Below are 23965 nucleotides of genomic sequence, written 5' to 3'. Positions count from 1 at the left end.
ATGACGACCGTTGGGGTTAGGCAAGTACCATTGATGTCAATGAATATAGATAATACAAACTACTGGCACTGCATACATATCCTTTGTGCCAGTCTTTCGACCCACCCAAGCAAACCACCTATAATGCAAATCGGGATGACAGGATTTGAACCTGCGACATCCTGCTCCCAAAGCAGGCGCGCTACCAAGCTGCGCTACATCCCGTAACTGTAAGCCACCCACAGTATAGCTTGCTTTACGGCCGAACCTGCACAACCATCGCTTTGTTCAATCCACTGTAACCGTCTAGATATTGATGTGATGACGATGCTAGCCTATCCCATTGATCAACTCCCCGGCCTCAGTCAGACTCACGCCGAGGGGTTGGCTAAATTAGGCCTGACCAGCACCGACCATCTGCGGCGCTACGGTGTTTCGCTAGAGCGGCGTCAAACCTTGGCTCGTTCTCTGCAAGTGCCGCTACGCTATGTGACTAAGTGGGTGATTTTGGCCGATTTGGCCCGGGTGCCTGGGGTAGGTTGCCAGTTTAATGGCCTATTGCTGCACGCTGGTGTTGTGTCCTTACCACAACTAGCGACTTGCTCTGCTCAAGATCTGTTTACCCGATTGCGCCGACTGCATGTTGCTACCCTGCAGCGCAACGATCTCTGCCCCACAGCTGGTCAGGTTAATTTGTGGATTAATCAAGCTAGGGAGATGAACCGATAATTTTAGGGAGACCTCAAAAAACTAGGATGAGTATGCTTGTCTACACCGCATTGATGTCAAGAACCAACTATTTGCTGACGCCGCATTCTTGATCGCTAATCAGGATACCAAAACATGCCTTTGATACCCTCAGGGTCGGGCATAAAACCGAGCCCTTTGTAAAACTCCACCACCTGAGGATCGGCAAATAGGGTGACGTTACTGATATCTTCACTGCGTAACTTCTTAATCAGATGACGCATCAGCTCTTTGCCTAACCCTTGGCCTTGAAAATCAGGGTGCACGACGACATCCCAGATAGTGGCATTGAAAGCGTGATCGGAAGTGGCGCGAGAAAAGCCGACTAGACGACGGCGGGTACCCCGTTGTTCCCACATGGTGATGACTAGATAGCTGTGCTGAATGGCTTTTTTGACTTTGCGAATCGGGCGCCTAGCCCAGCCTACAGCGTTGCATAATTCTTCAAGCTCGTAGAGATCGAGATCGCGGTCGGTGCTAAATACAATGGTTGCACCCTCTCCATATTCAGGCAGGGCTTCTATCACAGTACCGCTCGACGTGGCTTCCCCGGGCGAAGCGCCATCAGATCCGACGAAAAGACTCTTCCAAAAACCCATGCAGGCCCTGTCTGATAACGAGGTGGAACAACGTTTAACGGCAGAAGCTAATATCCCTGTAGCCAGAAGCCTCATGACTTAGGCTAACTAGAACTATACTTAGGCCTGAATGCCGTTTCTCCATCAGTATATCGCCTTCAAATCCTCATACCTCAGGCTAGATTAGAATTTATGCTACCTATTGGGAGACAGGAAGGGCTAGGCTAGGTCTGGCCTCGTGTCATGAAGGCCAATATTGCCGGAGGAACCACGAATAGATGGGGAGTTCCCCGGACGACAACTGGACTCCAAAAGCCTTAGTAATAAGGACGGGCCTTAATTGTCACGTGTTCTTGGGGCGGCAAATGCTAACGTTACCTCCATGGAGTTCCATCCTTCTTACCATGGCCGTCGGCTTAAACCCCTCTACGGTTGAGCTGTTAAAGCGCTTCAACCGAGCTTTTCCACAGTTTTACGAGCAGTTTGTCAGCAGTGAGATTCAGCTGCAAAATCTACGTCTGGCCTATCAGCTCTATAAGCAGCGCAAAGCTGTTCTCAACATCAAGCCTGAGGGTAGCAAGAGTGCTTTGCACTTTGTCTATCGCAATCAATCATTTTTGCTCAGCGATATTTTCGGAGTGCTGGCGGCCTATGGCCTGACTATTCACAATCTCAGCCTCTATGGGCAAATTCATCCACCCATGCTGGTGTTTATTAAGTTGGTGGTGTCGCGAGGGGGGGTCGCCCTCAGCCCTAAAACTACTGAAAATGTCTCTCGGGCCATTCAAGAAACGCTGGCTGGGCATTTTGAAGTAGAAGAAATGCTGACTGTGGAGTTTAACCTCGATGCTGGTCTAGAGCGAGTTGAAACCGAATTTTATATTGATCCGGTCTTTCATTTGCCAGCGCTGCTGATTGAGGCCGATAACCAGCCGGGGTTGTTTTATAAGGTGATGTATGCCATCTGGCAAGAAGATCTGCTAGTCGTTAACGCTAACCTACTGGTTTGGCGAGGGCGCACGCGTCTAATTCTCTATTTGCTGGGGCCGAACGAAAGCTTAATTCCCGATTATCTGGGTCAGAAAATTGCCGAAGGTATACGCTATCGTCTGATGAGCTAGGGTAGGATTGGCCTATGGCCATTACTAACATCTTTGGTGTACCCCATTACTATCAGCTCACGACAGAGGAGAGATCCCCTGTCGTTGTGTTTATTCATGGCTGGCTACTGAGTCATAAGTACTGGCAACCCATCATTGAACAGCTGAGTTTCCATCATCAATGCTTGGCCTACGATTTGCGGGGATTTGGGGAGTCGCGCTATGGCCTTGAGGGTTATAGACCTGGTTTGCCTGAGGCTGCCGTTGCTTTGGGAGGCTCGACCTCGCCTTATGGTCTGAGTGCCTATGCTCGTGATTTAGCCGCATTGCTAGGGCAGCTCAATCTAGGCCCCGTGTGGCTAGTGGGCCATTCCCTCGGTGGCAGTGTGGCCCTTTGGATGGCCCACTGTTTTCCCGATCGCGTGCAGGGTGTTGTGTGTTTAAACTCGGGGGGTGGCATTTATCTAGCGCGAGAATTTCAGCAGTTTCGGCGAGCCGGGCAGTATATTGTGGGCTGGCGACAGTCGTGGTTACGCCACACGCTGCTGCCATTGTTGCTGACGCGCATGATGGTACATCGACCTCTGGCTTATCAATGGGGCCGCGATCGCTGTCTTGATTTACTCGATGCCGACGCAGAAGCGGCCTTAGGGTCATTGCTGGAGTCTACCACCGAGGCCGAAGTTCATTTGTTGCCTCGCCTAGTGGCCTCTCTCCATCAGCCCATATATTTTGTGGCTGGCTGTCAAGATCAGGTGATGGATCGGCGTTACGTACACCACCTGGCTAGCTATTTGCCCAAGGCCTGTCAACGGCTTGGGCCTGTGATAGAAATTGAAGACTGTGGCCATTTGGCTATGCTCGAACAGCCAGACATCGTGACAAAACTATTGCAGGACGTTTTGGTATCGTCGTCTCAAACGGTGTCAAGAGTCTAGCCGCTAGCTACAGAAGTGTCTGGGGCTGGCCTTCACAATGCAGGCTAAAAGGCCTGACCTTAGAAGAGCGGCTCTATTGCTGGTTGAAAGATTAAGTAGGGTACAAAACAAAAGAGATGCCGACGACTGGCCGTGTTTCGTCTCGGCATCTCTTCTGGTTCGCTCCTCACACGTTTATAAGTATAGACTCAGTCCAGAGGAATGTCACCCCCTTAGAGCTATCCGAATGAACAGTTTTTCTTATGAATAGTTGCCCATGGCAGGGCAATGGCTCAAACTCTCTCCCTCAAGGGCTCCTGCCGCTCGCACTAGATGGTTGCGCTCCAATGGTGGCAGTTATGGTTTAATCGTGAACTCCTTTCAAGGTGTAAAGATCGACTCGCTAGTCCAGCGGATCCTTGCAGGTCTGACCCTAGATTACCTGGCCGACTCCGGGAAAATACGGGATCTCTGTATTACTATTGGATGGTTTACACAAATTTTACGTTCCATTTCGCGTTTAAAGGTTAATGGCGCAGAGCTGTTAACGCTTCTGAGCTGAGCGACTGGTCGAACTGTTGAACTAAGCTCATTTGCCCTATGGTCACGGTCTGTACCGCCTAACCCAGCTGTTGCTATGCAATCATTTCCTTCTGCCGATAACGCCCGACCATTCTTGACCTGGCAACGCATCACCGATTGGGCCCACGGCCACTATCGGGCTAGAACTTTCAACAAAGATGAGCGCATTCCGACTCGGTCTGGTCTGCTCTATCTTGTAGAGCGGGGTGCTGTACGTCTCGTGGGCAGCGCTCAGGGAGGCGATCCCAATCTCGATTTAGATGAGCCCAGTGATGACGATACTGCGCCTAATCTGGCCGTAGGGCTGAGTGAAGAAGCCTTTTTAGGTTTTGTGGGGGCAGGGCAACCTTTTGAGATTGTGGCTCAGTCGCCGTTTAGGCTCCAGAGCTTTGCCCACGTCGATCAAACCACCGTAATTTGGCTCTACTGGAGTGATTTAGACAACTGGCCCCATTTTCGCCGCGAAGCGTTAGATGCCTTTCGTTATCAGCATCAGCGCAAGCTGCTATGGCTCAGCACGCTAGGTCAGCGAAGAACCATTGATCGTCTATTAGGGTTTTTGACGCTCTTGATTGAGGAGTTTGGTGAACCCTGTGAGTCAGGCTATTATTTGCCCTGGCCTCTTACCCATGCTCAAATTGGTAGCGCCATTGGCTCCACCCGGGTCACGGTGACTCGGCTCATGGGTAAACTGCGCCAGCGCCAGCTGATTCATATCTACAAAGATGGCCTAATTGCTATCCCCGGCAGCTCGTCATCGTTTATTCAGGGTGCTTAGGCGGTAAACTCTGGCGGTTTCGAGTTGAATGCGCTGGCGCGTTTATGGAGCCCTAGGGCGAGAGCTGGAGGCAGTCTAGGGGCTCAGGTTGAGAGTCTCTGGAGCTGGGGGAACGGGTTTAATACCGTTTTTGTCAGCGCCATGTTTGTCTGTACTGACCGCTTTGAAGTTAAGGGGAAGGTTGGTGAACTGGGGCAAAATCTCGGTGGTGAAAGCCGCCGCCGCTTTAGAACGGTAACGATTGGGGTTGAAAATGACGGACAAGGTGCGGTTGACAACTACGGAGTCGATTTTGGCGCGGTGTAAGACTCCCATTTGTAGCTCTTTTTCGATCGCTGAGTTAGAGACAAAGGCTACCCCCAAGCCTGACTGGACTGCGGTCTTAATGGCTTCAATGGAGTTGAGCTCCATTTCAATTTTGAGACGGCGGGTTTCAATGCCGCAGCGGGTTAGCACCTGGTCAATCACCTTGCGAATGGTAGATTGCGAATCTAGAGCGATGAAGTGTAGTTTGTACAGATCTTCTCGCTGGATCACAGCATGACTTGCCAATGGATGATGCATGGGCATGATCAGTGCAAGTTCATCCTCCGCATAGGGCACCCTTTCTAAAGAGTCTTGTAGTTCGGGAGGCACTTCACCACCAATGATGGCCAGATCGACTTGTCCATTGGCTACGCTCCAGGATGTGCGGCGGGTCGAGTGGACATGGAGCTGTACCGCTACATCGGCGTATTTTTGCCGAAATAGACCGATCATGCGGGGCAGAAGATAGGTGCCTGTGGTTTGGCTAGCGCCAATAATCAAGGTGCCTCCCTGTAAATTCTGTAGATCTTCAATGGCGCGGCAGGTCTCTTGGCACAGGCTCAAGATGCGATCGCCATAGCTCAAGAGCAAATGTCCAGCTTCGGTGAGCTGGGCTCGCCGCCCGCCTCGGTCAAATAGCGGTACATCTAGCTGGCGTTCCAGGTTTTGAACCTGTAAGCTAACGGCTGGCTGAGAGACATACAAACTGTCTGCTGCGCGCTTAAAGCTGCCCTCCGCTGCAATAGCCTTGAGAATGCGCAGCTGATCAAGGGTAAAGGGAAGGTCAGACATGGGCATTAACCCTAACGTACGATAATCCTGGGATGCCAACAAACCATGGTAGCAATACAGGCCAACTCTCTAACGTCGCTTTAGTAAGCGGCGTCACAACAACTTTGGTTAGATGCACAGTCCCCAATTCGCATCGAACTAAAGTCTGCCATTCTTAGATTACTTGGTTCAGGGCACGCCACGACAAAATTTAGAACGCTACCCCAAAGGATTTATGCAACGGCAGGTGATTCAGAATGTCATAGATTTACCCGGCATCTCTGGGATGGCGCTAATTGAGGGGCGCAATCGACCTTGCTTTATGGGGCCAGGCATTAGCCTCAATGCCCAGCAGCAAGACGCCCTGGGCCAGGGGATTCAGCAGGTAGTCGAGACTACCCCTACTGACTGTGAAACCTTAATCTTTAGCTTTGCCAACCAGCTGATTCACATTTATAAACTGGGCCAGGATTTAATTTTGCTGGTGCTGCTCACCGACCAAATGCCGCTCACCGAATACCGGGCGGCGATTGGCCAGCTCAAGGCCACCCTGATAGAATCGCCCCACAATGCGATGTCTACCTTTCGGTGGCTGGCGGAGTGCGCTACCTTGGACAGCGGTGCTGTGAGCCATGAGCCAGAGGTAGGCGATGCTGTTGGAGGTTCTTCAGGGCTCGATCAGGGTACCCTAACGCCAGACTACCAGTCGGTGGTGAATGCCCTTAATCATCTGAGCGATGGGGCTACCCAATACCTGGGTAAAACCATCGTTGTCAATACGTGGAAACAGTCTCGACCCGCTCACCCATGGCTAGAGCAGTTTGAACTTCAAAAAGACGGTCATTTTACTGTCGAGGTAGACAATCAAACTCTGCTCACGGCGGAGCAGCATCAGTGGATTAAAGACTGGGTATCGGCGTTTTTAGGGCGCGGTGGTAGAACCATTCGCAACTTTCAAATGTTGGCTGGTAGCCAGACCTTGACGCCTGAGGAGTCAAAGCTATTGTTGGAGACTCAGTCGTCGGCCTAGGGCGGCGATTGCTTGTGGCAGCAAACAGTATCCCTGTATGGCTGTCGGTATTATCGTTCTGTTGATCTGTAATTACTTCATTTCTGTTGCACCACCATGGCTAAAACCGTTCGTTTAGAGCCCATTGCCCAAGAAACCTCGGTTGAAACTAACGGCAATTTGCTGTCGGTACTGTTGAATAAAGACTTAGACGTGCTGAGGGAGTGTGGCGGGCGGGGAATGTGCGCCACTTGCCACATCTATGTGCAGTCAGGGACGGCAGCGCTGACCCCGATTAATCGTCGTGAGCAACGCACCCTGGAGGTGATTACCTCCTGTAAACCCAATTCTCGTCTGGCTTGCCAGGCCAGGGTAGTCGGGAATGGGGTGGTGGTAGAGCTACCGCCCGGTATGTATGTGAACTCGCTGCAAGATATTGAGGCGCTGATTGGCCGCCGCGCCGATCAAGACCTGCTACACCCCATTACGGGTGAAGTGCTCGTGGAGCATGGCAAGCTGATTACCCGCTCGGTGATGGTGCAATTGGAAAAGACGGCTAGCTTTAAGGTGGGTGAATTTTTTAGCCAGAGTACTGACTCGTCGCAGTAGGCACTGGCATGGCACCCAAGAAAACATCTGCTATGGTAAGGCAAAGCCGTAGTTGTGTTTTATCTAACCCCTATGGACTCTGCTCTTTCCCTGAGTGCTCGCCATGAGCAAGTGCTGCAGGCCACCATTCGTCACTACATTGCCACAGCGGAGCCGGTAGGATCACGAGCTCTAGCTCAGGAATATAACCTGAAGGTTAGTCCGGCCACGGTGCGTAACACCATGGGCCTGCTGGAAAAGCATGGGCTGTTGTATCAGCCCCACACGTCATCGGGGCGGGTGCCCTCAGATTTTGGCTATCGCCTCTACGTGGATCGGTTGATGTCGCCCTCTGCCCGGTTGGGGCGGCGAGTCGATGCGGCGTTGTCTGAGGAGCTCAATTGGATGGGCCGTAGCCTGGAGTCTTTGCTCAAAGAGGCCACTCAGATTCTGGCTCAAATTAGCGGCTATCTAACCCTGGTTACGGTGCCTCAGATGGGCGCTGTCCTGATTCGCCATATCCAACTGGTGGTGGTGGAGGGGGGGCAGGTGTTGATGGTGGTGCTACTCGACTCGCTGGCAACTCAGTCCGTGGTGGTACAGCTGCCCGTGCTGGCTTCGACTGGGCAAGAGCCTGCGAATGAGCCAGAGCGTCGCAAGTTGGAGATATTGTCCAACTTTTTGACCCATCATCTGCGCGGTCGCCCTCTGGCGGATGTCACGGCCTTAAACTGGGGTGACTTGGGAACAGAGTTTGAGCATTATGGTGAGTTGCTCTGTCAGGCGCTGGTCGATTTGGCGCTGCGATCGCAGGCCCCAGCGACGCCCCAGCTGGTGGTGAGTGGTTTGGCGGAGGTGTTACGCCAGCCTGAGTTTTCTGATGCCCAGCGAATTCAATCGATTGTGCGTTTGTTGGAAGAAGATCAGTCGCAGCTGTGGCCGCTATTTTTTGCCACCCCGCCCGTGGCGACTCAGGTGCTGAAAGGCGTAGATGTTAAGGTCTGGATTGGGGCTGAGAACCCCTTAGAACCGATGCAGGGCTGTGCTTTTGTGGTGTCTAACTACACTCGCCACGATACCTCAGTGGGCAGTGTCGGGGTACTGGGGCCGACCCGCATGGTCTACGAAAATGCTGTAGCGGTGGTTAAGGCGGCGGCCGACTACTTGTCTGCTGCTCTCAGCGCCTAGGGATACTCCTAAAAAGTGTTTGACGCAGGCAGCCTGGTGTAGCAAGAGGGGGCTGTGGTTATTTGTGATTATTACCGAACTACTGGCCATTTTGTCGATCGCGGCGGCGACAGGACTACGGCTGGCCCTGCCCCTGCTGCTGATTGGGCTGATGTCGGGCCCACGATTGTGGGCTAATGTGCCATTGTTATCGCAGCTCCCGCCCGCCCTCGTGCTGGGGATACTCGCTGCCTGGTCCATAGCAGAGCTAATGCTGTCTAAAGATCGCCGTAATCAGCGATTTTTTCAAATTCTAGAGCTGGTGCTCAGCCCTGGAGTCGGGGCTTTGGCGGGCATCAGCCTAGCCAGAACGCTGGGGCTAGACGGTTGGTACAACCTTTTGGTAGGCCTGATCAGCGCGCTGCTGGCTTTGGTCATTCAACTACTCCAGGTGGGGCTGTTTTATCGCCCCCGTCGCCCGCCCCTGTGGAGCTTTTTTGTCGTGGATGGGCTTTGCATTGTGCTGGCAGTCTTAGCGTTTGATGCGCCCAATCAGGGCGGTATCATTGCGCTGCTGCTGTTGTGGCTGGTGACTCGCACCTCCTATCTGTGGCGCAACTGGCCTCGCCACCCGATCGCTTAGAGGATGCCAACGAAATGTAGGGGGCCATGGCCACTCACCAGCTCTAGGAGCAGGGCTAAGAAGCCCAACATCGCTAGGCGGCCATTCCACACCTCGGCCACTGGGGTCAGCCCCCAGGCCGAGCGCTCCTGGGGATAGATCTTGACCTTTTTATCGGGATGCACCACGTCTGAGAAAAGTTGACGGGGAGCCGTCAGGGCTTCGGTGACCATGTCGGCCATGTCGGCAATAAAACGGGGGTGGGTATTGAGGGCCGGTACCCGATGAAATCCTGGAATCCCAGCTTCATGGGCGATTTCTCGATACTCCATGTCGATTTCTTGCAGGGTCTCGATGTGCTCGGAGACAAAACTGATGGGAACGACCACCAGGTCTTTGACGCCTTGCTGAGCGAGCTGTTCGATCGCGTCTTCGGTGTAGGGCTGAAGCCACTCTACCGGGCCGACGCGACTTTGGTAAGCCAGGGTATGGGGGTTAGGGCGATTCAGCGATCGCATAATTAGCTCGGTGCAGTGCTCGATCTCGCGCTGGTAGGGGTCGCCTGCTTCTTCGACGTAGCTCACCGGTACGCCGTGGGCGCTGAAGAAAATATGGGCTTGGTCAGGGGATTCGAGCTTGTCGAGTTCCTGGGCGATTAGATCGGCCATGGCATCGGTGTAGCCGGGGCGATCGTACCAGGAGGGCACGGCGGTGTAGACAATCCGCTGCAGGGCGGGATCTTCTAGCCAGATGCGCTCCAGCAGACGAAAGCTGGAACCGCTGGTACTGATAGAAAACTGGGGATACAAGGGCAGCACCACCAACCGTTCAATGCCGTCGCGTTTAATTTGGGCAACGGCCTCTTCGGTGAAGGGATACCAATAGCGCATGCCGATATAGATACTGGCTTCGGTACCTTTTTCGGCTAAGACCTGCTGGAGGGCGTCGGCTTGCTGTTCGGTGATGTGGCGCAGGGGCGAGCCGCCGCCAATTTGCTGATAGTTGGCTTGGGATTGTTTGGCCCGCGAGCTGGAGATCAGCCAGGCCAAGGGGCGTTGTAGCCAGGGGAAAGGCAGCCGGATAATTTCTGGATCGGCGAATAGATTAAACAAAAAGGGACGAACATCGTCAAGCTGTTCTGGCCCTCCCAGATTTAGCAATAAGACTCCGACACGACCCATGGCGCTGTAGTGGCTCTAAAGTATGTATTAGTATCTCAACTATTCTACAAGCTGGGTGAACGGTTTCCGACGTTGATGGCTACCTCTGCTTTCCTAGATAGCGCGATCGCAACATTAAATGCTCGGCTCAAGGCGGCTCGGCTCGGTCTCCAGGTCGAACGTCGGGGCGATCGCCTCAGTCTGCGCGGCACCCTGCCGCCGCGCCCTGGCAGTGTTAAACCTCGACCCCACCAGCAGCGGATTCCCCTGGGGCTGCCGGCCACCCCCGCCGGACTCAAACAAATTGAGCAGCAGGCTAAGGTGATTGCGGCTCAGCTGATTGAGCGTCGATTTGATTGGGCCAGCTACTTAGCTCCGCAGGCCGAGGCAGCCGACACCATGCCGTTGGCCGATCGGGTGGCTCAGTTTGAGGCCCATATGATGGCCCATGCTGGCTCCGATATCGCCGCCCTAGCTTCACGCAAAACCACCTGGGACAAAGCCTATGCTCCCTACCTGAAGAAACTTTTGAGGCAGGCAGAACAGCACCCCCAACAGCCCCTGGCCGCTGCGATGGTGGTGACCCTAGAGACGCTGCCGCTCCATGCGCGCAGTCGCCAGGTGGCCTGCACAGCCCTTAAAGCGTTTGCCGATTTCCATGGCATGAGCCTGCCCGAGGGCTTTGATCAGTTAGCAGGCACCTACGGCAACAGCAAAGCCCAGCGGCGTCTGCTGCCTGCCGATGAGGTGATCGTCGAGTGGTGCGATCGCATTCCCAACCCTGCCTGGCGGCATGTATACGGGATCATGGCCACCTATGGGCTGCGCAACCATGAAGTCTTCTTTTGCGACTACCAGGGGTTACGCCAGGGCGATCTTGAGGGGCGAATAACGGTGCTGGAAACGACCAAGACTGGTCTCCACGACGTGTGGCCCTTTTATCCTGAGTGGTGCGATCGCTTTGGCCTGCGTCAGGGTTGTTTGCCGCCCATCAATACCGATCTGACCACCACGACTCTCCAGCGCATTGGTCAGCAAGTGGCGATTCAATTTAAGCGCTATGGCGTGCCTTTTTCGCCCTATGACCTGCGCCATGCCTGGGCCGTGCGCACAATTCACTTTGGGCTGCCCGATATCGTGGCAGCCCGCATGATGGGGCACTCGGTGGCCATTCACAACCGCACCTATCACCGCTGGATTACCCACCGCGATCAACAGGCCGCTGTCAGGGCAGCGCTGCAAAAGGGCACCTGGCGGACACCTGTCTAGGCCGAGTAGCCTTGTGCCTGGCGATAGGTTAAAAAAGAAAAGAATTGAGTTTAGTTAGTGTTGTAATAGTTTGTTAAGCTGCTGAGGCTAGACATCACGGCTAGTTGGCTCTGCCAAAGGGCTGGCGTGTTTTGGCCATCGTCAGGGATGTCGGGTTAACCCCTCAGTCAATTCTAGGTGAGGCTGGGCGGGCCAGTTGAACAAGGTTTTTAGGGTACTGTTCTGGATTTGGCTGCCAGCCGGGCTTAACAGCTAAGGCTTCTACGCTTGGAGTCTGCTTAATCGATGAAAATTCTGCTGGTTGAGGACGATCGATCGACTCGAGAATTGCTGGCCTTTCATCTAAGCGCAGCTCGCTATACCGTGGAGCAGGCGTTTGACGGCGTGACGGCGCGAGAATTGGCAATGTTGTGGAATTATGACCTGATCCTGTTGGATCTTAAGATTCCTCGGCTAGACGGCCTTAGCCTGTGTCGCCAGTTGCGATCCCAAGGAGTGTCAGCGCCTATTTTAATGCTCACGGCCCAGGCCGATGACAAAGATGTCATTACAGGGCTCGATGCCGGAGCTGACGACTATGTCACCAAACCCTTTGAGGTTTCCCAGGTGCTGGCGCGTGTTCGTGCCCTGCTCAGGCGAGGGGCAAGGGCCAATATGATTCCGGCGCTGGCGTGGGGGAAACTCTGTCTAGACCCTACCCTGGCTCAGGTCACCTATGGCAACCAGGTGGTGTCTTTAACCCCCAAAGAATATAGCTTGCTGGAGCTGTTTTTGCGCCATCCCCAGCGGGTGTTTAGCCGCAGCACCATTCTCGATCACCTGTGGACTATTGATGACTCGCCCACTGAGGGAGCCGTCACAAATTTAGTCAAAGATCTGCGTAGCCGCCTTAAGCGCAGTGGTGTCTTGGAAAATGTGATTCAGACGGTGTATGGGCTAGGCTATCGTCTGCGAGATCTGCCGCCTGGCTTGACTCAACCTAGAGAGCGGCCTGAACAAAAGCCGGTCAAGCAGGTCGCTGGGGTAGGGCAGGGAGGATATCAGACTAATGGAGCTCATCCTGGTTCATCGGGGGTGGCAACCCTGGAGATGGCGGCCCCGGCTGGGGACGCGACGCCCCCGTTGCCGCCCGCTTTAGAAACGATCGCCGCTCGATTTCAGACATCGATTCAGCAGCGGCTAGCGGTGATAGAGGCGGCGGTGCGATCGCTCCAGGTCGGCAATTTGCCAGCTCAACAGCAGGCGATTGCCCAAGATGAGGCCCATCGCCTCGCTGGGGGTTTGGGCACCTTTGGCTACGACGATGGGTCAGCCCCAGCGCGTCAGATTGAGCTGCTGCTGAGCGGTGCTCAGCCCCTGACAAAATCAAGGGTCGATCAGCTGTCGCGTCATTTACTGATCTTGAAGCAAACGCTGGCGTTACCGCCGTGCCCCCTGGCGGCAGATGCCCCTGGCCATCGAGATGGCCAGAGTCAGGCTGAAGACCCCCCGCGCTATCGTGGGATCGCGCTGGCCCCCATGCCCGATCTGTGGCCTCAGCTGCACCCCGGGGCCACGCATTGCCGCTGGGGCTTGGCTCAGGCTACAGATCTAAGCGACCTGCTGCAAAGGCTGACTCAAGCGGAGAGCGATGCCGTCGTGGTCACCCTCGATCAGCAGCTGCCTCTGGTAGAAAAACTGGCTCCCCTGCGGGAAATTAAGCATCGGTACCCCCGGTTGCCGGTGCTAGTGCTTACCCATCACGACAGTCTCGAAGAACGGGTACAGGTGGCGCGGCTGAGGGGCGATCGCTACCTGATAGCGCCGGTTACTGCCGAGCAACTCTTAGACAGCCTCGATCAGCTGCTGACGACTGCTCAAGCGCCTGAGTCGCGGGTGATGGTGGTTGACACTGACCCAGTCACTCGGGGGGTGATCACCGAACTGCTTACCCCCTGGGGCCTGCAGGTGAGTGAACTCGGTACCCCCAGTCAGTTTTGGGACATGCTGCGTCAAACTGAGCCGGATCTGCTGCTTTTGGCCTTAGAAATGCCGACCTTTAGCGGCGTTGATCTGTGCCAGGTGGTGCGCCAGGACTCCCAATTTGGCAACCTGCCGATTCTGATGTTGACCGCCCATCCCGACGATGTCACGGTGCGCCAGGTATTTGAAATGGGCGGCGACGACCTGATCGGTAAGCCGATTGTCGGGCCAGAGCTAGTGACGCGGGTGCTGAGCCGGATCGAGCGATCGCGGCTACGTCAACAAATTGAACAAATGCGCCATCGTCAGGCCCTGCACTGGACTCGGCAAGATACCACTGACCCCCTGACTCAGGTGGCTAACAGCCTGCACTTTGACGCCTTTTTGCAACAGCAGTGGGAGCGCCACTGCCAAGACCAGGCCCCGATCTCGCTGATTTTGTGCATGCCCGACAGTTTGCACAACTACTACAAGGTCTATGGTCAGCAGGCCGGAGATGCTACCCTCCGCCGCATTGCCCGGACGCTATACCGCACCATTAACCCCAATATTGATCTCGTGGCTCGCTGTGGCAAGGACGAGTTTGGCATTGTGCTGCCCAACACCGATCTAGAAGGGGCGTTGCGGGTGGCCTCGCGCATGCAGCAGGCCGTGACCGATCTGAAAATTTCCCACCCCAGCTCTGCCGTTAGCGACTGCGTTACCCTGAGCCTAGGCATTGGCGGCACCACACCCACCGTCGCTCTACCCAGTAGCCACCTGTTTAAGACCGCCGAGCAGGCGCTTCAAGATGCCAAGGCTCGAGGCGGTAATACATTCTGCCTCTACCCCATGTGCTGAGCTAAGCCGGGTTTTCCCTGGGCAATGTACCTCGCTGGAGGTGACCATCATGAAATTTTCGCTGCGCAACCTGCTGATTGTCCCGTTTTTGCTTCAGATCATCGGCATTACCGGGGTTGTGGCCTATCTGTCGTATCGCAGCGGGCAGCGGGCGGTGCAAGATATCGCCAGCCAGCTGATGACGGAGAGTAGCCAGCGCACCCGCAAAAGCCTAGATGCCTACCTACAGGTGACCGAGTTTGTGACCCAGACCAATCGGGCGCTGCTGCAGAGTGGTCGGCTGGATGGCACTGACTTGGGCAGTCTACAGGGGCACTTTATGCAGCAGCTAGAGCTGTTTCCTGAGCTGTCGGGGTTGGTGATTGCCAACGAGGCTGGTGCGTTTCTCAACGTTACCCGCCAGAACGAGCGATCGTTTGCGGTGCGCCGCCGCAATATTGACAACGCCGACGGTCGGCTCTATCGCTGGTGGGTGGGTGCCAATAGCTTACAGCCCACTCTCCTGGATCCAGTTGGCTATGCTTACGATCCTCACCGCGATCCCCCCCAGGCTCCCTGGTACCGCGCTGCTGAGACCGCTCCTGAGGGTCTATGGCGGCTGGTGGTGACCCTAGAGCGAGGCAGAAACCAGCCGCAGCTGGTGATGGTTCGATTTGAGCCATTTATGACGCCCGAGGACGAGTTGGGTGGTGTCGTTAGTACCGGTATTTTGTTGACGGAACTGGGGAAATTTCTGCAAGCGCTGGTGCCTGGTCAGTACGGGCAAATCTTTCTAATCGAGCCCAACGGTGATCTGGTGGCTACTTCCACCGAAGAAGTGCCTTTTGAGGTCAGTGCTGCCGTTAGCCATGCTCAGAATGTAGCGGTTCAGTCGCGGCGTTTGGGAGTGGCCGAGAGCACCAGTGGCTTGACTCGAGCCACGGCCCAGATGCTCTTAGATGGCCATTCAGACTTTAGCCATTTACAGGTGCCTATATTTTTAGAGCTGCGCTTTGAAGGGCAGCGCTATTTTGTTCAAGCGACGCCCCTGACCGGCGAGTTGAACTGGCTATTGGTCACCATCATTCCCACCTCAGAGTTTATGGAGGATATCTACGCCAATGTATCGCGGACGGCGCTGCTGTGCCTGCTGGCGCTGATGGGGTCGATCGGCCTGGGGCTGTGGACGGCGAGAGCCATTACCCAGCCGATTTTGTCGCTACAGCAGGCCACTCAGGCCTTTACTGACGGCATGGCGGTAGTGCCCCCGACCCAGCCCAGCTACCTGCGCGAGGTCGAGACGCTGCGTCAGGGCTTTAACCATATGGTAGGGCAGCTAGTGGCGTCGTTTCAACGTCTTAAGGATCGCGAAAGTACGTTGGTAACCCTTCTCAACGGGGTGCCGGTGCCCCTCAGCGTGCATGATCAGACTGGGCAGATACTGTTTCTCAATACCAAGGGCCAAGAACTCTTGGTCAACGGTATTGCCGTCGCCGATGCCGAGCAGTTGGCTGCAACGTACCGCCTCTACCGGGCCGGTAGCGACCAGCTCTACCCCACCGATGAACTGCCGGTGGTGCGCGGGCTGCGGGGTGAGACGGTTGACATTGACGATATTGAGATCGATCTGGGCGATCGCCGCATTCCTCTAGCAGTCAGTACCATTCCTGTGTACAACAGCCAGGGCCAGGTGCTGTACTCGATCAACACCTTTCAAGATATTACTGAGCGCCGCCAAACCGAGCGATTGCGGGCCAACTACCAGCAGGAGCTGGAGCACCAGGTGGCCCAGCAAACGGCCTCTCTGGCCGCTAATGAAGCCACGCAGCAGGCGTTGATCAACGCCATTCCTGACCTGCTGATGCGGCTGGGAAAAGACGGACTGCCGCGGGAAATTTATAACCTGGAGGCCATTCACTGGATTGGCGATCGGGCTCACCCCTTTAACGCCACGATGTACGACAATCTGCCGGACGCTATAGCCGAGGAGCGCCGTCGCTGCGTGGAGCAGGCACTGGCTACGGGCACCATTCAGCAGCAGGAGTATGAGCTGGTTTACGAGGGCCAAACGTTTTACGAGGAGGCACGGATTATTCCGGTGACTCAGGATGAGGTACTGGTGGTCGTGCGTGACATCAGCGATCGCTACCAGGTCGACCGCATTAAGGACGAGTTTATCTCGATCGTCAGCCATGAGCTGCGGACGCCTCTGACGTCCATTCGGGGGGGGTTGGGTCTTTTGGCCTTGGGTGTGTTACAAGACCGGCCCCAAAAGGCTCAGCAGATGTTGCATATCGCCCTCGACAATACCGAGCGCATGATTCGCTTGGTCAACGATATTCTCGATTTAGAGCGTCTGGCCTCGAGCCAGGCTGACCTGCGGGTTGAGCCCTGTCAAGCAGCAGACCTGATTGCCCAGGCCGTGAGCGGGGTAGAGGCGATCGCGCAGACGGCTGGTGTGAGCCTCCAGGTGGCTCCTGTGACGGCGATGGTGGTGGCGGATCCCGATGCCATTGTGCAGACCCTGACCAATCTGCTGGGGAACGCGATTAAATTTTCTGACCCTGGGAGTCATATTTGGCTGACGGCGGGCATTGTAGAGGTACCGACTGCGGTTTTGCGCATTGCGGTTAAAGACCAGGGGCGAGGTATTCCAGCCGATCGGTTGGAGCTGATCTTTGAGCGGTTTCATCAGGTAGATGTGTCGGACTCACGCCAAAAGGGGGGGGCCGGCCTGGGCTTAGCTATCTGCAAGGGCATTGTGGAACAGCACGGCGGAGAAATTTGGGCTGAAAGTCAGCTCGGTGTCGGTAGCACCTTTTACGTCACACTTCCCCTCAAACCAACATGAGCAAGCGCATTTTAGTCATTGACGATGAGCAAGATATTCGAGATGTGGTGTGCTTGTGCCTGGAGGAGTTTGGTGGTTGGCATACCGATGGTGCCGAGTCAGGCTGCGAAGGTCTACAAAAAGCGGCGGCTGAGCCCTGGGACTGCATTTTGCTCGATGTCTCGATGCCCGATATGGATGGTAGGGCGGTGTATGAGCACCTACAGGCCCATCAAGGCACCCAGAGCATTCCAGTGATTTTGTTGACAGCTAAGGTGCGAGCCACAGATCGCGATCGCGTCAGTACCCTGGGGGTAGCTGGGCTGATTGCTAAGCCCTTTGACCCGATTACCCTATGGCAAAAGGTGGCCCAAATTTTAGACTGGGCCACCTAACGGTGTCACTGGGTAACGGCTGGATAGGGCCGCAACAAGGCCGAGTTAGGGGATGACTTGCCCCCTAGGCCGGGGTAATCATCAGCACTAGAGCCTTTTTGTCGAGGGCCTGCACCTTACCCGCATCCCCAATATCTTTCACAATGCGTTCTAGCAGCTCTCCGGCGCGATCGCGATGCTGGTGCTCACGCCCGCGCAGGCGGACTAGAAACTTAACCGAATCGCCCTTCGACAGCCACTGAAGGGATCTGCGAATGCGCAGCTGATAGTCAGACTCACCCACGTTGGGACGCAGCTTGACTTCTTTCAAAGACGGCTTGGAGCTTTGCTTCTGCCGCTTACTCTGCTGGTACTGAAGCTTGCCGTAGTCCAAAATTTTGGCTACAGGGGCGTCTTTGCCGTTAGAAACCACCACCAGGTCAAGCCCCGCATCTTCGGCCAGGGTGAGCGCCTCACGGGTATCAATAAGACCCCGATTTTGGTTCTCATGGTCGATTAAAAACACCTGAGGTGAACGAATTTGCCGGTTTACCAGTTGCGTCTTAGAAATAAGTCGATCCTCTCATAACTCAGCAAGGAGCCTGCATTCCACGGGAAACCCCTGTATTTGGAGAGCAAGGCGTTGCACCGTGTCCTAAGCTGGAGGTGCATATCCCTAAGGATATCAATAGAATAACTTAGCTTCCAAGGGGTGTATGTGTCGAAATATTCGGTCTTAACAAAATGGTAAATCGATGGAAAAATTTGGGGTTGTTCGGTCTATCCTCCAGACTGCTGACATAGGGATTTTGTAGACGCAAGCCCCCGGAAGGAAGCCCTATGGCCGAGTATTTTGCCACCGTCGCCCGCGGCCTTGAGGCCCTGGCGGCCCAAGAGCTAGAGCAGCTCGGTGCCCACCATGTGGTGCCCGACTTCTGTGGCGTGGCCTTTGCGGGCGATCGCGCCCTGCTGTACCGAGTCAACCTGTGGTCGCGGCTGGTTTTTCGGGTGTTGGTAAAGCTGGCCGAGTGCCCCTGCCGCGATGCCGACGATCTCTACCGAGGCGTGCAGACCATCGACTGGCGACTCTACCTGCCCCCTGACCTGACCTTTGCCGTCGATGCCACGGGCAAAAATCGCCACCTCAACCACACCCATTTCACCGCGCTCCAGGTCAAGAATGCTGTGGTTGACCAGCAGCGCCAGCACTGGGGTGAGCGATCGACCATCGACATTCAGCACCCTGAGGTGCGGCTGAATGTACACATTAAACAAGACACCTGCACCATTAGCCTCGACAGCTCGGGCAGCAGCCTGCACCGACGCGGCTATCGGCCTGCGGTGGGGGCCGCGCCGCTAAAAGAATCCCTGGCGGCGGCCCTGGTGACGCTGACCGGCTGGACGGGCGAGGTGCCCCTACTCGACCCCCTCTGCGGCTCGGGCACGCTGCCCATTGAGGCCAGCCTGATGGCTTTAAACATGGCCCCAGGCCTGTTTAGAGAGGACTATGGGCTCCATACTTGGCCCGATTTTGACGGTGACCTGTGGGATGACCTCTACCAGCAGGCCGAGGAGAGCCGCAAGCCGGAGCTGGGGGTATGGGTCGGCGGGTGCGATCGCGACCCCGATAGCATTCACCAGGCCCGCATCAACGCCCAGCGCTGTGACCTGGCCGACCAACTCAACCTCTGGGCCGAAGACCTGGCGGATTTAGAAGCCCCTGCCGACAGTGGTTACTTACTGTGTAACCCTCCCTACGGTGAACGACTAGGAGCCGATACTGACCTGGGCGCATTCTACAAACTGCTGGGCGATGTGCTGAAGCAGCGCTTCAAGGGCTGGACGGCCTTCGTGCTCAGCGGCAACAAGGAGCTGGCGCGGTATATTGGCCTCAAGTCGGCCCAGCGGGTGGCGGTGTACAACGGCACCCTGCCCTGCCAGTGGCTCAAGTACGAGCTGTACTGAGGGTTTCATCGAGGGTATCTGAGGTCGCCAGGGCGGTGTCTATCGTGTGACCAATCTTGTCGGCAATACCCGCGACCCAGGCTTCGTCTTGGCGAGTGTAGCTGCGGGGGGCATTGGCGGCCAAAATCAGCACGCCACCCTGGCCCATGGGCTGACAGATGACCCCCTGGGTGTTTTCGGGCAGGTAGTCGAATTCCACCCGGCCCGGATAAATGCTGAGTTTTACCAGATATACCGCTTTGCCGGTCTCCAACACCCGTTTCAGAATGGGGCCGGGGGTAACCTCGGCCTTGGCAGCTAAAATACCCCGTCGCAGCAGGGTTTGCCCCTGACAGTAGGCGACCACAGAGCGGGTGACGGTATTGGTCAACAGCAGGTGGGAGGCCCAGGCCAGCTCGGTTTTGACAGCATCAGGCAGAGACTCGTCTAGCTCGAGGCCTTCTTCACCGACTAAGGTAACGGTTTCGGGGGCAATGGGCTGCACCTGTTGCCAGAGCAGGCCGGTCAAAATCAGCAGGGCGCTTAAAATTACCCCCATCACATCCGATCGCGCCTGGGATTCGGTCAAGGCTGGGGTCAGTACCCGGTTGAGCAGCAGCAATGTGCCGCCTAGCCCCCCCGTGACCAGAGGCAACAGCCGTAGCACCCGATTGGGGTCAGTTTGCGCCATGGGCTAAAGAATTCTCTCTGCTTTGAGGACTCGCCGATCTAATTCTAAAGGCGCAGGCGGTGCCAACGCTCTAGATCGGACGGATCAGCGCAGCAGCTCAGAGCGCTTGGTTGATAAACGGGGCGGGGCTCAGGCGGTAAACTGTAGTATCGACAGATTGCCTGGTATTGCCATGACTGCTTCTCTCTTAGCCCAGGATACGAGTCAGCCGCTGCTGGCGATCGCCCAAGCCACCCGCCAGGTAGCCCAAACCCTGGCCAGCCTTTCTGCCACTGAGAAAAACCGTGCGATTGAGGCGGTAGCCGCGGCCTTAGAGGCCAACGCTGGTGCGATTGTGGCAGCCAACCGGGAGGACTGCAAAGCTGCCGTGGCCGACAATCTGGCCAAGCCCCTCTACGGCAGGCTGAAGCTGGATGAGGTGAAACTGGCAGGGGCGATCGCCGGAGTGCGCGACGTGGCTCGCCTGCCCGACCCCGTGGGCACCCTGCAGCTGCACCGCGAGCTGGATGACGGCCTGGTGCTGAAGCGCCTGACTGTGCCCCTGGGAGTGCTGGGGGTAATCTTTGAGTCGCGCCCCGATGCGGTGATGCAGATTTCGGCCCTGGCGATCAAGTCAGGCAATGGCGTTATTCTCAAGGGTGGCAAAGAGGCGGTGCGATCGTGCACGGCTCTGGTTCACGCGATTAAACAGGGGTTAGAGAATGCTGAGGTAGACCCGGCGGCGGTGCAGCTGTTGACCACCCGCGAAGAAACCCGCGCCCTGCTAGATCTAGAGGGCTATGTGGATCTGATCATTCCGCGCGGCTCAAATGCCTTTGTGCGCTTTGTGCAGGAGAATACGCGGATTCCGGTGTTGGGTCATGCCGATGGCATTTGTCATTTATATATAGATAGCGAGGCGGACCGGGAGCAGGCGATCGCGATCGCCCTTGATGCCAAAACCGCCTACCCGTCAGCCTGCAACGCCATTGAAACGCTGCTGATTCACCAGGAGATTGCGGCTGACCTGCTGCCCGATTTGGCGGCGGCCCTGCGCGAAGCCCAGGTCGAAATTCGCGGCGATGAGGCCGCGCGGCAGGTGGTGTCGTACCTGATACCGACTACTGAAGACGACTGGACTACGGAGTATAGCGACCTGGTTTTGGCGGTGAAGGTGGTGGCGTCGGTAGAGGATGCGATCGCCCACATCAACACCTATGGCTCGCGCCATACCGAGGCGATTGTCACCCGCAACCCTGCCACCGCCGCCCACTTTATGGATCGGGTCGATGCGGCTGGCGTCTTTCACAACTGCTCGACCCGCTTTGCCGACGGCTTCCGCTACGGCTTTGGGGCCGAGGTGGGCATTAGCACCCAAAAAATGCCGCCCCGTGGCCCGGTGGGCCTAGAGGGACTGGTCACCTATAAGTATCGGCTGGTGGGGGAGGGCCAGGTTTCGACCACCTATAGCGGCAGTGAGGCCAAACCCTTTACCCACAAAGATTTGCCGCTGATGCCCTAGCGCGCAGCGTGATAAAGTCTGTCACCTCCCCAAGCCAGTGAGCGGAGGAGCAGGCGAGCTAGGGAGTAATACGAAATCCGATTTGGGAAACCCCGATTCATAATCATGAACCTCGTAGGGGCATAGCATGCTATGCCCCTAGGAACCGGGGGTATGCAGGCAGGATTTGGTATAAAACAGGTTGGATAACGTTTGGTGCAGAGGACTAGGGGCCTGCTATGGAACGCATTGCCATTATTGGTCTCGGTCTAATTGGGGGGTCCCTGGGGCTGGACTTGACCCGACAGGGCTATGCGGTTAGGGGCATTGCCCGCCGAGCCGCCACCGTTGAGGCCGCTCTGGCGATGGGGGCGGTGACCGAGGCCAGTACTGACCTGGCGGCGGTGGCTGGGGCCGATGTGGTGTTTATCTGCACCCCTATCGATGTAACCGTGGCCACGGCGGCAGCGATCGCACCCCATTTGGATGCTGAAGCGGTGCTGACGGATGTAGCCTCGGTGAAGGGAAAAATTGTGCCTGCGATCGCGGCGCTGTGGCCCAACTTTGTCGGTGGCCACCCGATGGCGGGCAAAGCCGAGGCGGGGCTGGCAGTGGCGGAGGCGGGGTTGTTTCAGGGTCGCCCCTACGTGCTCACCCCCACCGAGGCCACCAAGCCAGCGGCGCTGGAGCGGGTGCGGGCGATCGCCGCCTCTCTAGGCGCCAATCTCTGCCAGTGCCACCCCGACCAGCACGATCGCGCCGTCGCCTGGATCTCGCACCTGCCGGTGATGGTCAGCAGCAGCTTGATTTTGGCCTGCCAGGGGGAAGCTGACCCGGCCATTTTGGCGTTAGCCCAAACCCTGGCCAGCTCAGGTTTTCAAGATACCAGCCGGGTCGGCGGCGGCGTGCCGGAGTTGGGGATGCTAATGGCCCGCCACAACCGGGCGGCGGTGTTGGATGCGATCGCTCAGTATCAGCAGCAGCTGGAGCAGGTCAGGAATGCGATCGCGACAGAAGATTGGGACGCTGTGCACAACACCCTCCGCCAGTCTCAAACGGCCCGACCTGCCTATCTCAAAACTACCCAGGGCTAACCTATAGCTATTGATACCAAATCCTGATTGGCTCCCCGATCCCCCAGTGGTGCATTGCGGCTAATCAAAGCAGTTATACCAAATCCGATTTGGGAAACTCCGATTCATAATCAGGAACCTCGTAGGGGCATAGCATGCTATGCCCCTACGAACCGGGGGTATTCAGGCAGGATTTGGTATTAGAGGGCTTATAGACGGGGGTGTAGCCTCTACCGTCGCGAAATATACCCGAGGTCATCAATCTCCAGCGGCGTATCCGGAAAATCGCGCAGGGTGTACTGGCGCACGAGAACGACCCCCTGGAAATAGTCATCAAGGTAGGGTACGCCGTTTTTGTCGAGGGCAACAGGGATGATGCGCCCGCTGACGAAATTGCCCTCGCGATCGAGGTCGGTCTTGAGAATCAGCGATGTGCCCAGGGGGCCAACGGTAGACAGGCTGCGGTAGCCGAGGAAATTGCCGAGGGAATAGGCGATCAGCTTGTTGTTGTAGAGTTCCAGGGCGCGGGGCACGTGGGGGCCGTGGCCCAGCACCAGGTCGGCGCCGTGATCGACCACCGTGCGCGAAAAATGCACCACGTTGCCGCGATTTTCAGAGAAAAAGTATTCGGTCTGGTTGCGGGTGACGGTGGCACCCGTGCCTTCTTTGCCTGCATGGAACGAGACCACCACGATATCGGCGTTGGCGCTGGCCTCTTTGACCAGGGCGATCGCACCGTCGAGGTCATTCACATTGTTGTGCTCGTTGTAGGTGCTAAAGCCAATGAAGGCCACGGTTTTGCCCTGGGCTTCGACGTAGAGAATTTCGCCCTTGCGGCCCACGGCTTTCATCCCGGCCGCTTCGATATTGGCGATGGTGTCGTTAAACCCCTGGGCAAAGAAATCCATCGAGTGATTGTTGGCTACGTTGAGCACATCGAACCCGGCTTCTTTGAGTACGCTGGCATACCAGGGCGGGGTGCGAAAGGCGAAGGTATTGCCCCGGCTGGTGTCTTTGGCGCTGCTGGGTACCTCGGTGAGGGTGCTCTCGAAGTTGCCAAAGGTAATATCGGCCTCTTCGGCCAGGTGGTCCTGAATGCTGCCAAACAGGTATTGCCAAGCCTCGGGTAGGCGGTAGCGCTGGTAGTCGCTGCCGGGGATGATGTCGCCTACGGCTTTGATGGTTAAGGCGGTTTCGGGGGCTGGGGGTGGATTTGTGG

At 56.3% G+C, this 23965-nt stretch carries 21 protein-coding genes and 1 tRNA gene; 15 read left to right on the top strand and 7 right to left on the bottom strand.

Annotated features, from left to right (window positions below; translation table 11 throughout):
* Nucleotides 1-130: 130 nt before the first annotated feature.
* Nucleotides 131-204: transfer RNA gene (locus IQ254_RS12305), tRNA-Pro, on the bottom strand.
* A 102-nt stretch (nucleotides 205-306) separates the two neighbouring features.
* Between IQ254_RS12305 and IQ254_RS12300 the strand changes: the two genes are divergently transcribed.
* Nucleotides 307-708 (top strand): DUF4332 domain-containing protein, encoded by a 402-nt coding sequence (locus IQ254_RS12300; protein ID WP_228040593.1) that lies wholly within the window; start codon nucleotides 307-309, stop codon nucleotides 706-708.
* 95 nt (nucleotides 709-803) lie between these two features.
* Here the strand turns inward: IQ254_RS12300 and IQ254_RS12295 are convergent, their stop codons facing one another.
* The gene (locus IQ254_RS12295; RefSeq protein ID WP_193966454.1) at nucleotides 804-1325 is read right to left on the bottom strand and encodes a GNAT family N-acetyltransferase; all 522 of its coding nucleotides are present in this window, start codon (nucleotides 1323-1325) and stop codon (nucleotides 804-806) included.
* 383 nt (nucleotides 1326-1708) lie between these two features.
* Between IQ254_RS12295 and IQ254_RS12290 the strand changes: the two genes are divergently transcribed.
* The 3 genes from IQ254_RS12290 (at nucleotide 1709) to IQ254_RS12280 (ending at nucleotide 4681) form a co-directional block, all read left to right on the top strand.
* Nucleotides 1709-2425, top strand: coding sequence for a hypothetical protein (locus IQ254_RS12290; RefSeq protein WP_193966453.1), 717 nt, complete (start codon nucleotides 1709-1711; stop codon nucleotides 2423-2425).
* Nucleotides 2426-2439: 14 nt separating this feature from the next.
* Complete coding sequence (locus IQ254_RS12285) at nucleotides 2440-3342, top strand: alpha/beta fold hydrolase (protein ID WP_193966452.1); 903 nt, start codon at nucleotides 2440-2442, stop codon at nucleotides 3340-3342.
* 616 nt (nucleotides 3343-3958) lie between these two features.
* The gene (locus tag IQ254_RS12280; protein WP_193966451.1) at nucleotides 3959-4681 is read left to right on the top strand and encodes a Crp/Fnr family transcriptional regulator; all 723 of its coding nucleotides are present in this window, start codon (nucleotides 3959-3961) and stop codon (nucleotides 4679-4681) included.
* A 75-nt stretch (nucleotides 4682-4756) separates the two neighbouring features.
* On the opposite strand, the gene IQ254_RS12275 is transcribed toward IQ254_RS12280, so the two are convergent.
* Entirely contained in the window at nucleotides 4757-5779 is a 1023-nt protein-coding gene (locus IQ254_RS12275; RefSeq protein ID WP_193966450.1) for a LysR family transcriptional regulator, read from the bottom strand.
* Between the two features lie 163 nt (nucleotides 5780-5942).
* On the opposite strand from IQ254_RS12275, the gene IQ254_RS12270 reads away from it, so the two are divergent.
* The 4 genes from IQ254_RS12270 to IQ254_RS12255 all read left to right on the top strand — a co-directional run bounded on the left by IQ254_RS12270 (nucleotide 5943) and on the right by IQ254_RS12255 (nucleotide 9165).
* Entirely contained in the window at nucleotides 5943-6788 is an 846-nt protein-coding gene (locus IQ254_RS12270) for a hypothetical protein (RefSeq protein WP_193966449.1), read from the top strand.
* A 96-nt stretch (nucleotides 6789-6884) separates the two neighbouring features.
* Nucleotides 6885-7376, top strand: coding sequence for a 2Fe-2S iron-sulfur cluster-binding protein (locus IQ254_RS12265; protein WP_193966448.1), 492 nt, complete (start codon nucleotides 6885-6887; stop codon nucleotides 7374-7376).
* Nucleotides 7377-7448: 72 nt separating this feature from the next.
* Complete coding sequence (hrcA, locus tag IQ254_RS12260; protein ID WP_193966447.1) at nucleotides 7449-8543, top strand: heat-inducible transcriptional repressor HrcA; 1095 nt, start codon at nucleotides 7449-7451, stop codon at nucleotides 8541-8543.
* 64 nt (nucleotides 8544-8607) lie between these two features.
* Nucleotides 8608-9165: a DUF4126 domain-containing protein gene (locus IQ254_RS12255; protein WP_193966446.1), complete on the top strand. Its 558-nt coding sequence runs from the start codon at nucleotides 8608-8610 to the stop codon at nucleotides 9163-9165.
* Here IQ254_RS12255 and hemH read toward each other — a convergent pair.
* The gene (gene hemH / locus IQ254_RS12250; protein ID WP_193966445.1) at nucleotides 9162-10325 is read right to left on the bottom strand and encodes a ferrochelatase; all 1164 of its coding nucleotides are present in this window, start codon (nucleotides 10323-10325) and stop codon (nucleotides 9162-9164) included. The genes IQ254_RS12255 and hemH overlap by 4 nt on opposite strands.
* Nucleotides 10326-10400: 75 nt before the next feature.
* Here hemH and IQ254_RS12245 point away from each other — a divergent pair, with 75 nt between their 5' ends.
* The 4 genes from IQ254_RS12245 (at nucleotide 10401) to IQ254_RS12230 (ending at nucleotide 17579) form a co-directional block, all read left to right on the top strand.
* Nucleotides 10401-11573 (top strand): site-specific integrase, encoded by a 1173-nt coding sequence (locus IQ254_RS12245; protein WP_193966444.1) that lies wholly within the window; start codon nucleotides 10401-10403, stop codon nucleotides 11571-11573.
* Between the two features lie 285 nt (nucleotides 11574-11858).
* Nucleotides 11859-14375, top strand: coding sequence for a response regulator (locus tag IQ254_RS12240; RefSeq protein WP_193966443.1), 2517 nt, complete (start codon nucleotides 11859-11861; stop codon nucleotides 14373-14375).
* Between the two features lie 49 nt (nucleotides 14376-14424).
* A complete protein-coding gene (locus tag IQ254_RS12235) occupies nucleotides 14425-17205 on the top strand; it encodes an ATP-binding protein (protein WP_193966442.1) in 2781 nt (926 codons plus the stop codon).
* The gene (locus tag IQ254_RS12230) at nucleotides 17202-17579 is read left to right on the top strand and encodes a response regulator (protein ID WP_193966441.1); all 378 of its coding nucleotides are present in this window, start codon (nucleotides 17202-17204) and stop codon (nucleotides 17577-17579) included. Before IQ254_RS12235 ends, IQ254_RS12230 begins: the two co-directional genes overlap by 4 nt.
* A 64-nt stretch (nucleotides 17580-17643) precedes the next feature.
* Here the strand turns inward: IQ254_RS12230 and infC are convergent, their stop codons facing one another.
* Nucleotides 17644-18114: a translation initiation factor IF-3 gene (gene infC / locus IQ254_RS12225; RefSeq protein ID WP_228040595.1), complete on the bottom strand. Its 471-nt coding sequence runs from the start codon at nucleotides 18112-18114 to the stop codon at nucleotides 17644-17646.
* Nucleotides 18115-18398: 284 nt separating this feature from the next.
* Between infC and IQ254_RS12220 the strand changes: the two genes are divergently transcribed.
* Nucleotides 18399-19523: a class I SAM-dependent RNA methyltransferase gene (locus tag IQ254_RS12220; protein WP_193966440.1), complete on the top strand. Its 1125-nt coding sequence runs from the start codon at nucleotides 18399-18401 to the stop codon at nucleotides 19521-19523.
* Here IQ254_RS12220 and IQ254_RS12215 read toward each other — a convergent pair.
* Nucleotides 19504-20193: a cofactor assembly of complex C subunit B gene (locus IQ254_RS12215; RefSeq protein WP_193966439.1), complete on the bottom strand. Its 690-nt coding sequence runs from the start codon at nucleotides 20191-20193 to the stop codon at nucleotides 19504-19506. The genes IQ254_RS12220 and IQ254_RS12215 overlap by 20 nt on opposite strands.
* Before the next feature lie 172 nt (nucleotides 20194-20365).
* Here IQ254_RS12215 and IQ254_RS12210 point away from each other — a divergent pair, with 172 nt between their 5' ends.
* A complete protein-coding gene (locus tag IQ254_RS12210) occupies nucleotides 20366-21694 on the top strand; it encodes a glutamate-5-semialdehyde dehydrogenase (RefSeq protein WP_193966438.1) in 1329 nt (442 codons plus the stop codon).
* A 218-nt stretch (nucleotides 21695-21912) separates the two neighbouring features.
* A complete protein-coding gene (locus IQ254_RS12205) occupies nucleotides 21913-22767 on the top strand; it encodes a prephenate/arogenate dehydrogenase (protein WP_193966437.1) in 855 nt (284 codons plus the stop codon).
* Between the two features lie 209 nt (nucleotides 22768-22976).
* On the opposite strand, the gene IQ254_RS12200 is transcribed toward IQ254_RS12205, so the two are convergent.
* Nucleotides 22977-23965 (bottom strand): CapA family protein (locus IQ254_RS12200; RefSeq protein ID WP_193966436.1); only part of this gene is annotated, 989 nt, incomplete at its 5' end.

This window comes from Nodosilinea sp. LEGE 07088 (assembly GCF_015207395.1).
Classification (GTDB): Bacteria; Cyanobacteriota; Cyanobacteriia; order Phormidesmidales; family Phormidesmidaceae; genus Nodosilinea.
The sequence above is the reverse complement of the archived record's forward strand: the minus strand, read 5'-3'. Positions and strand labels throughout refer to the sequence as shown.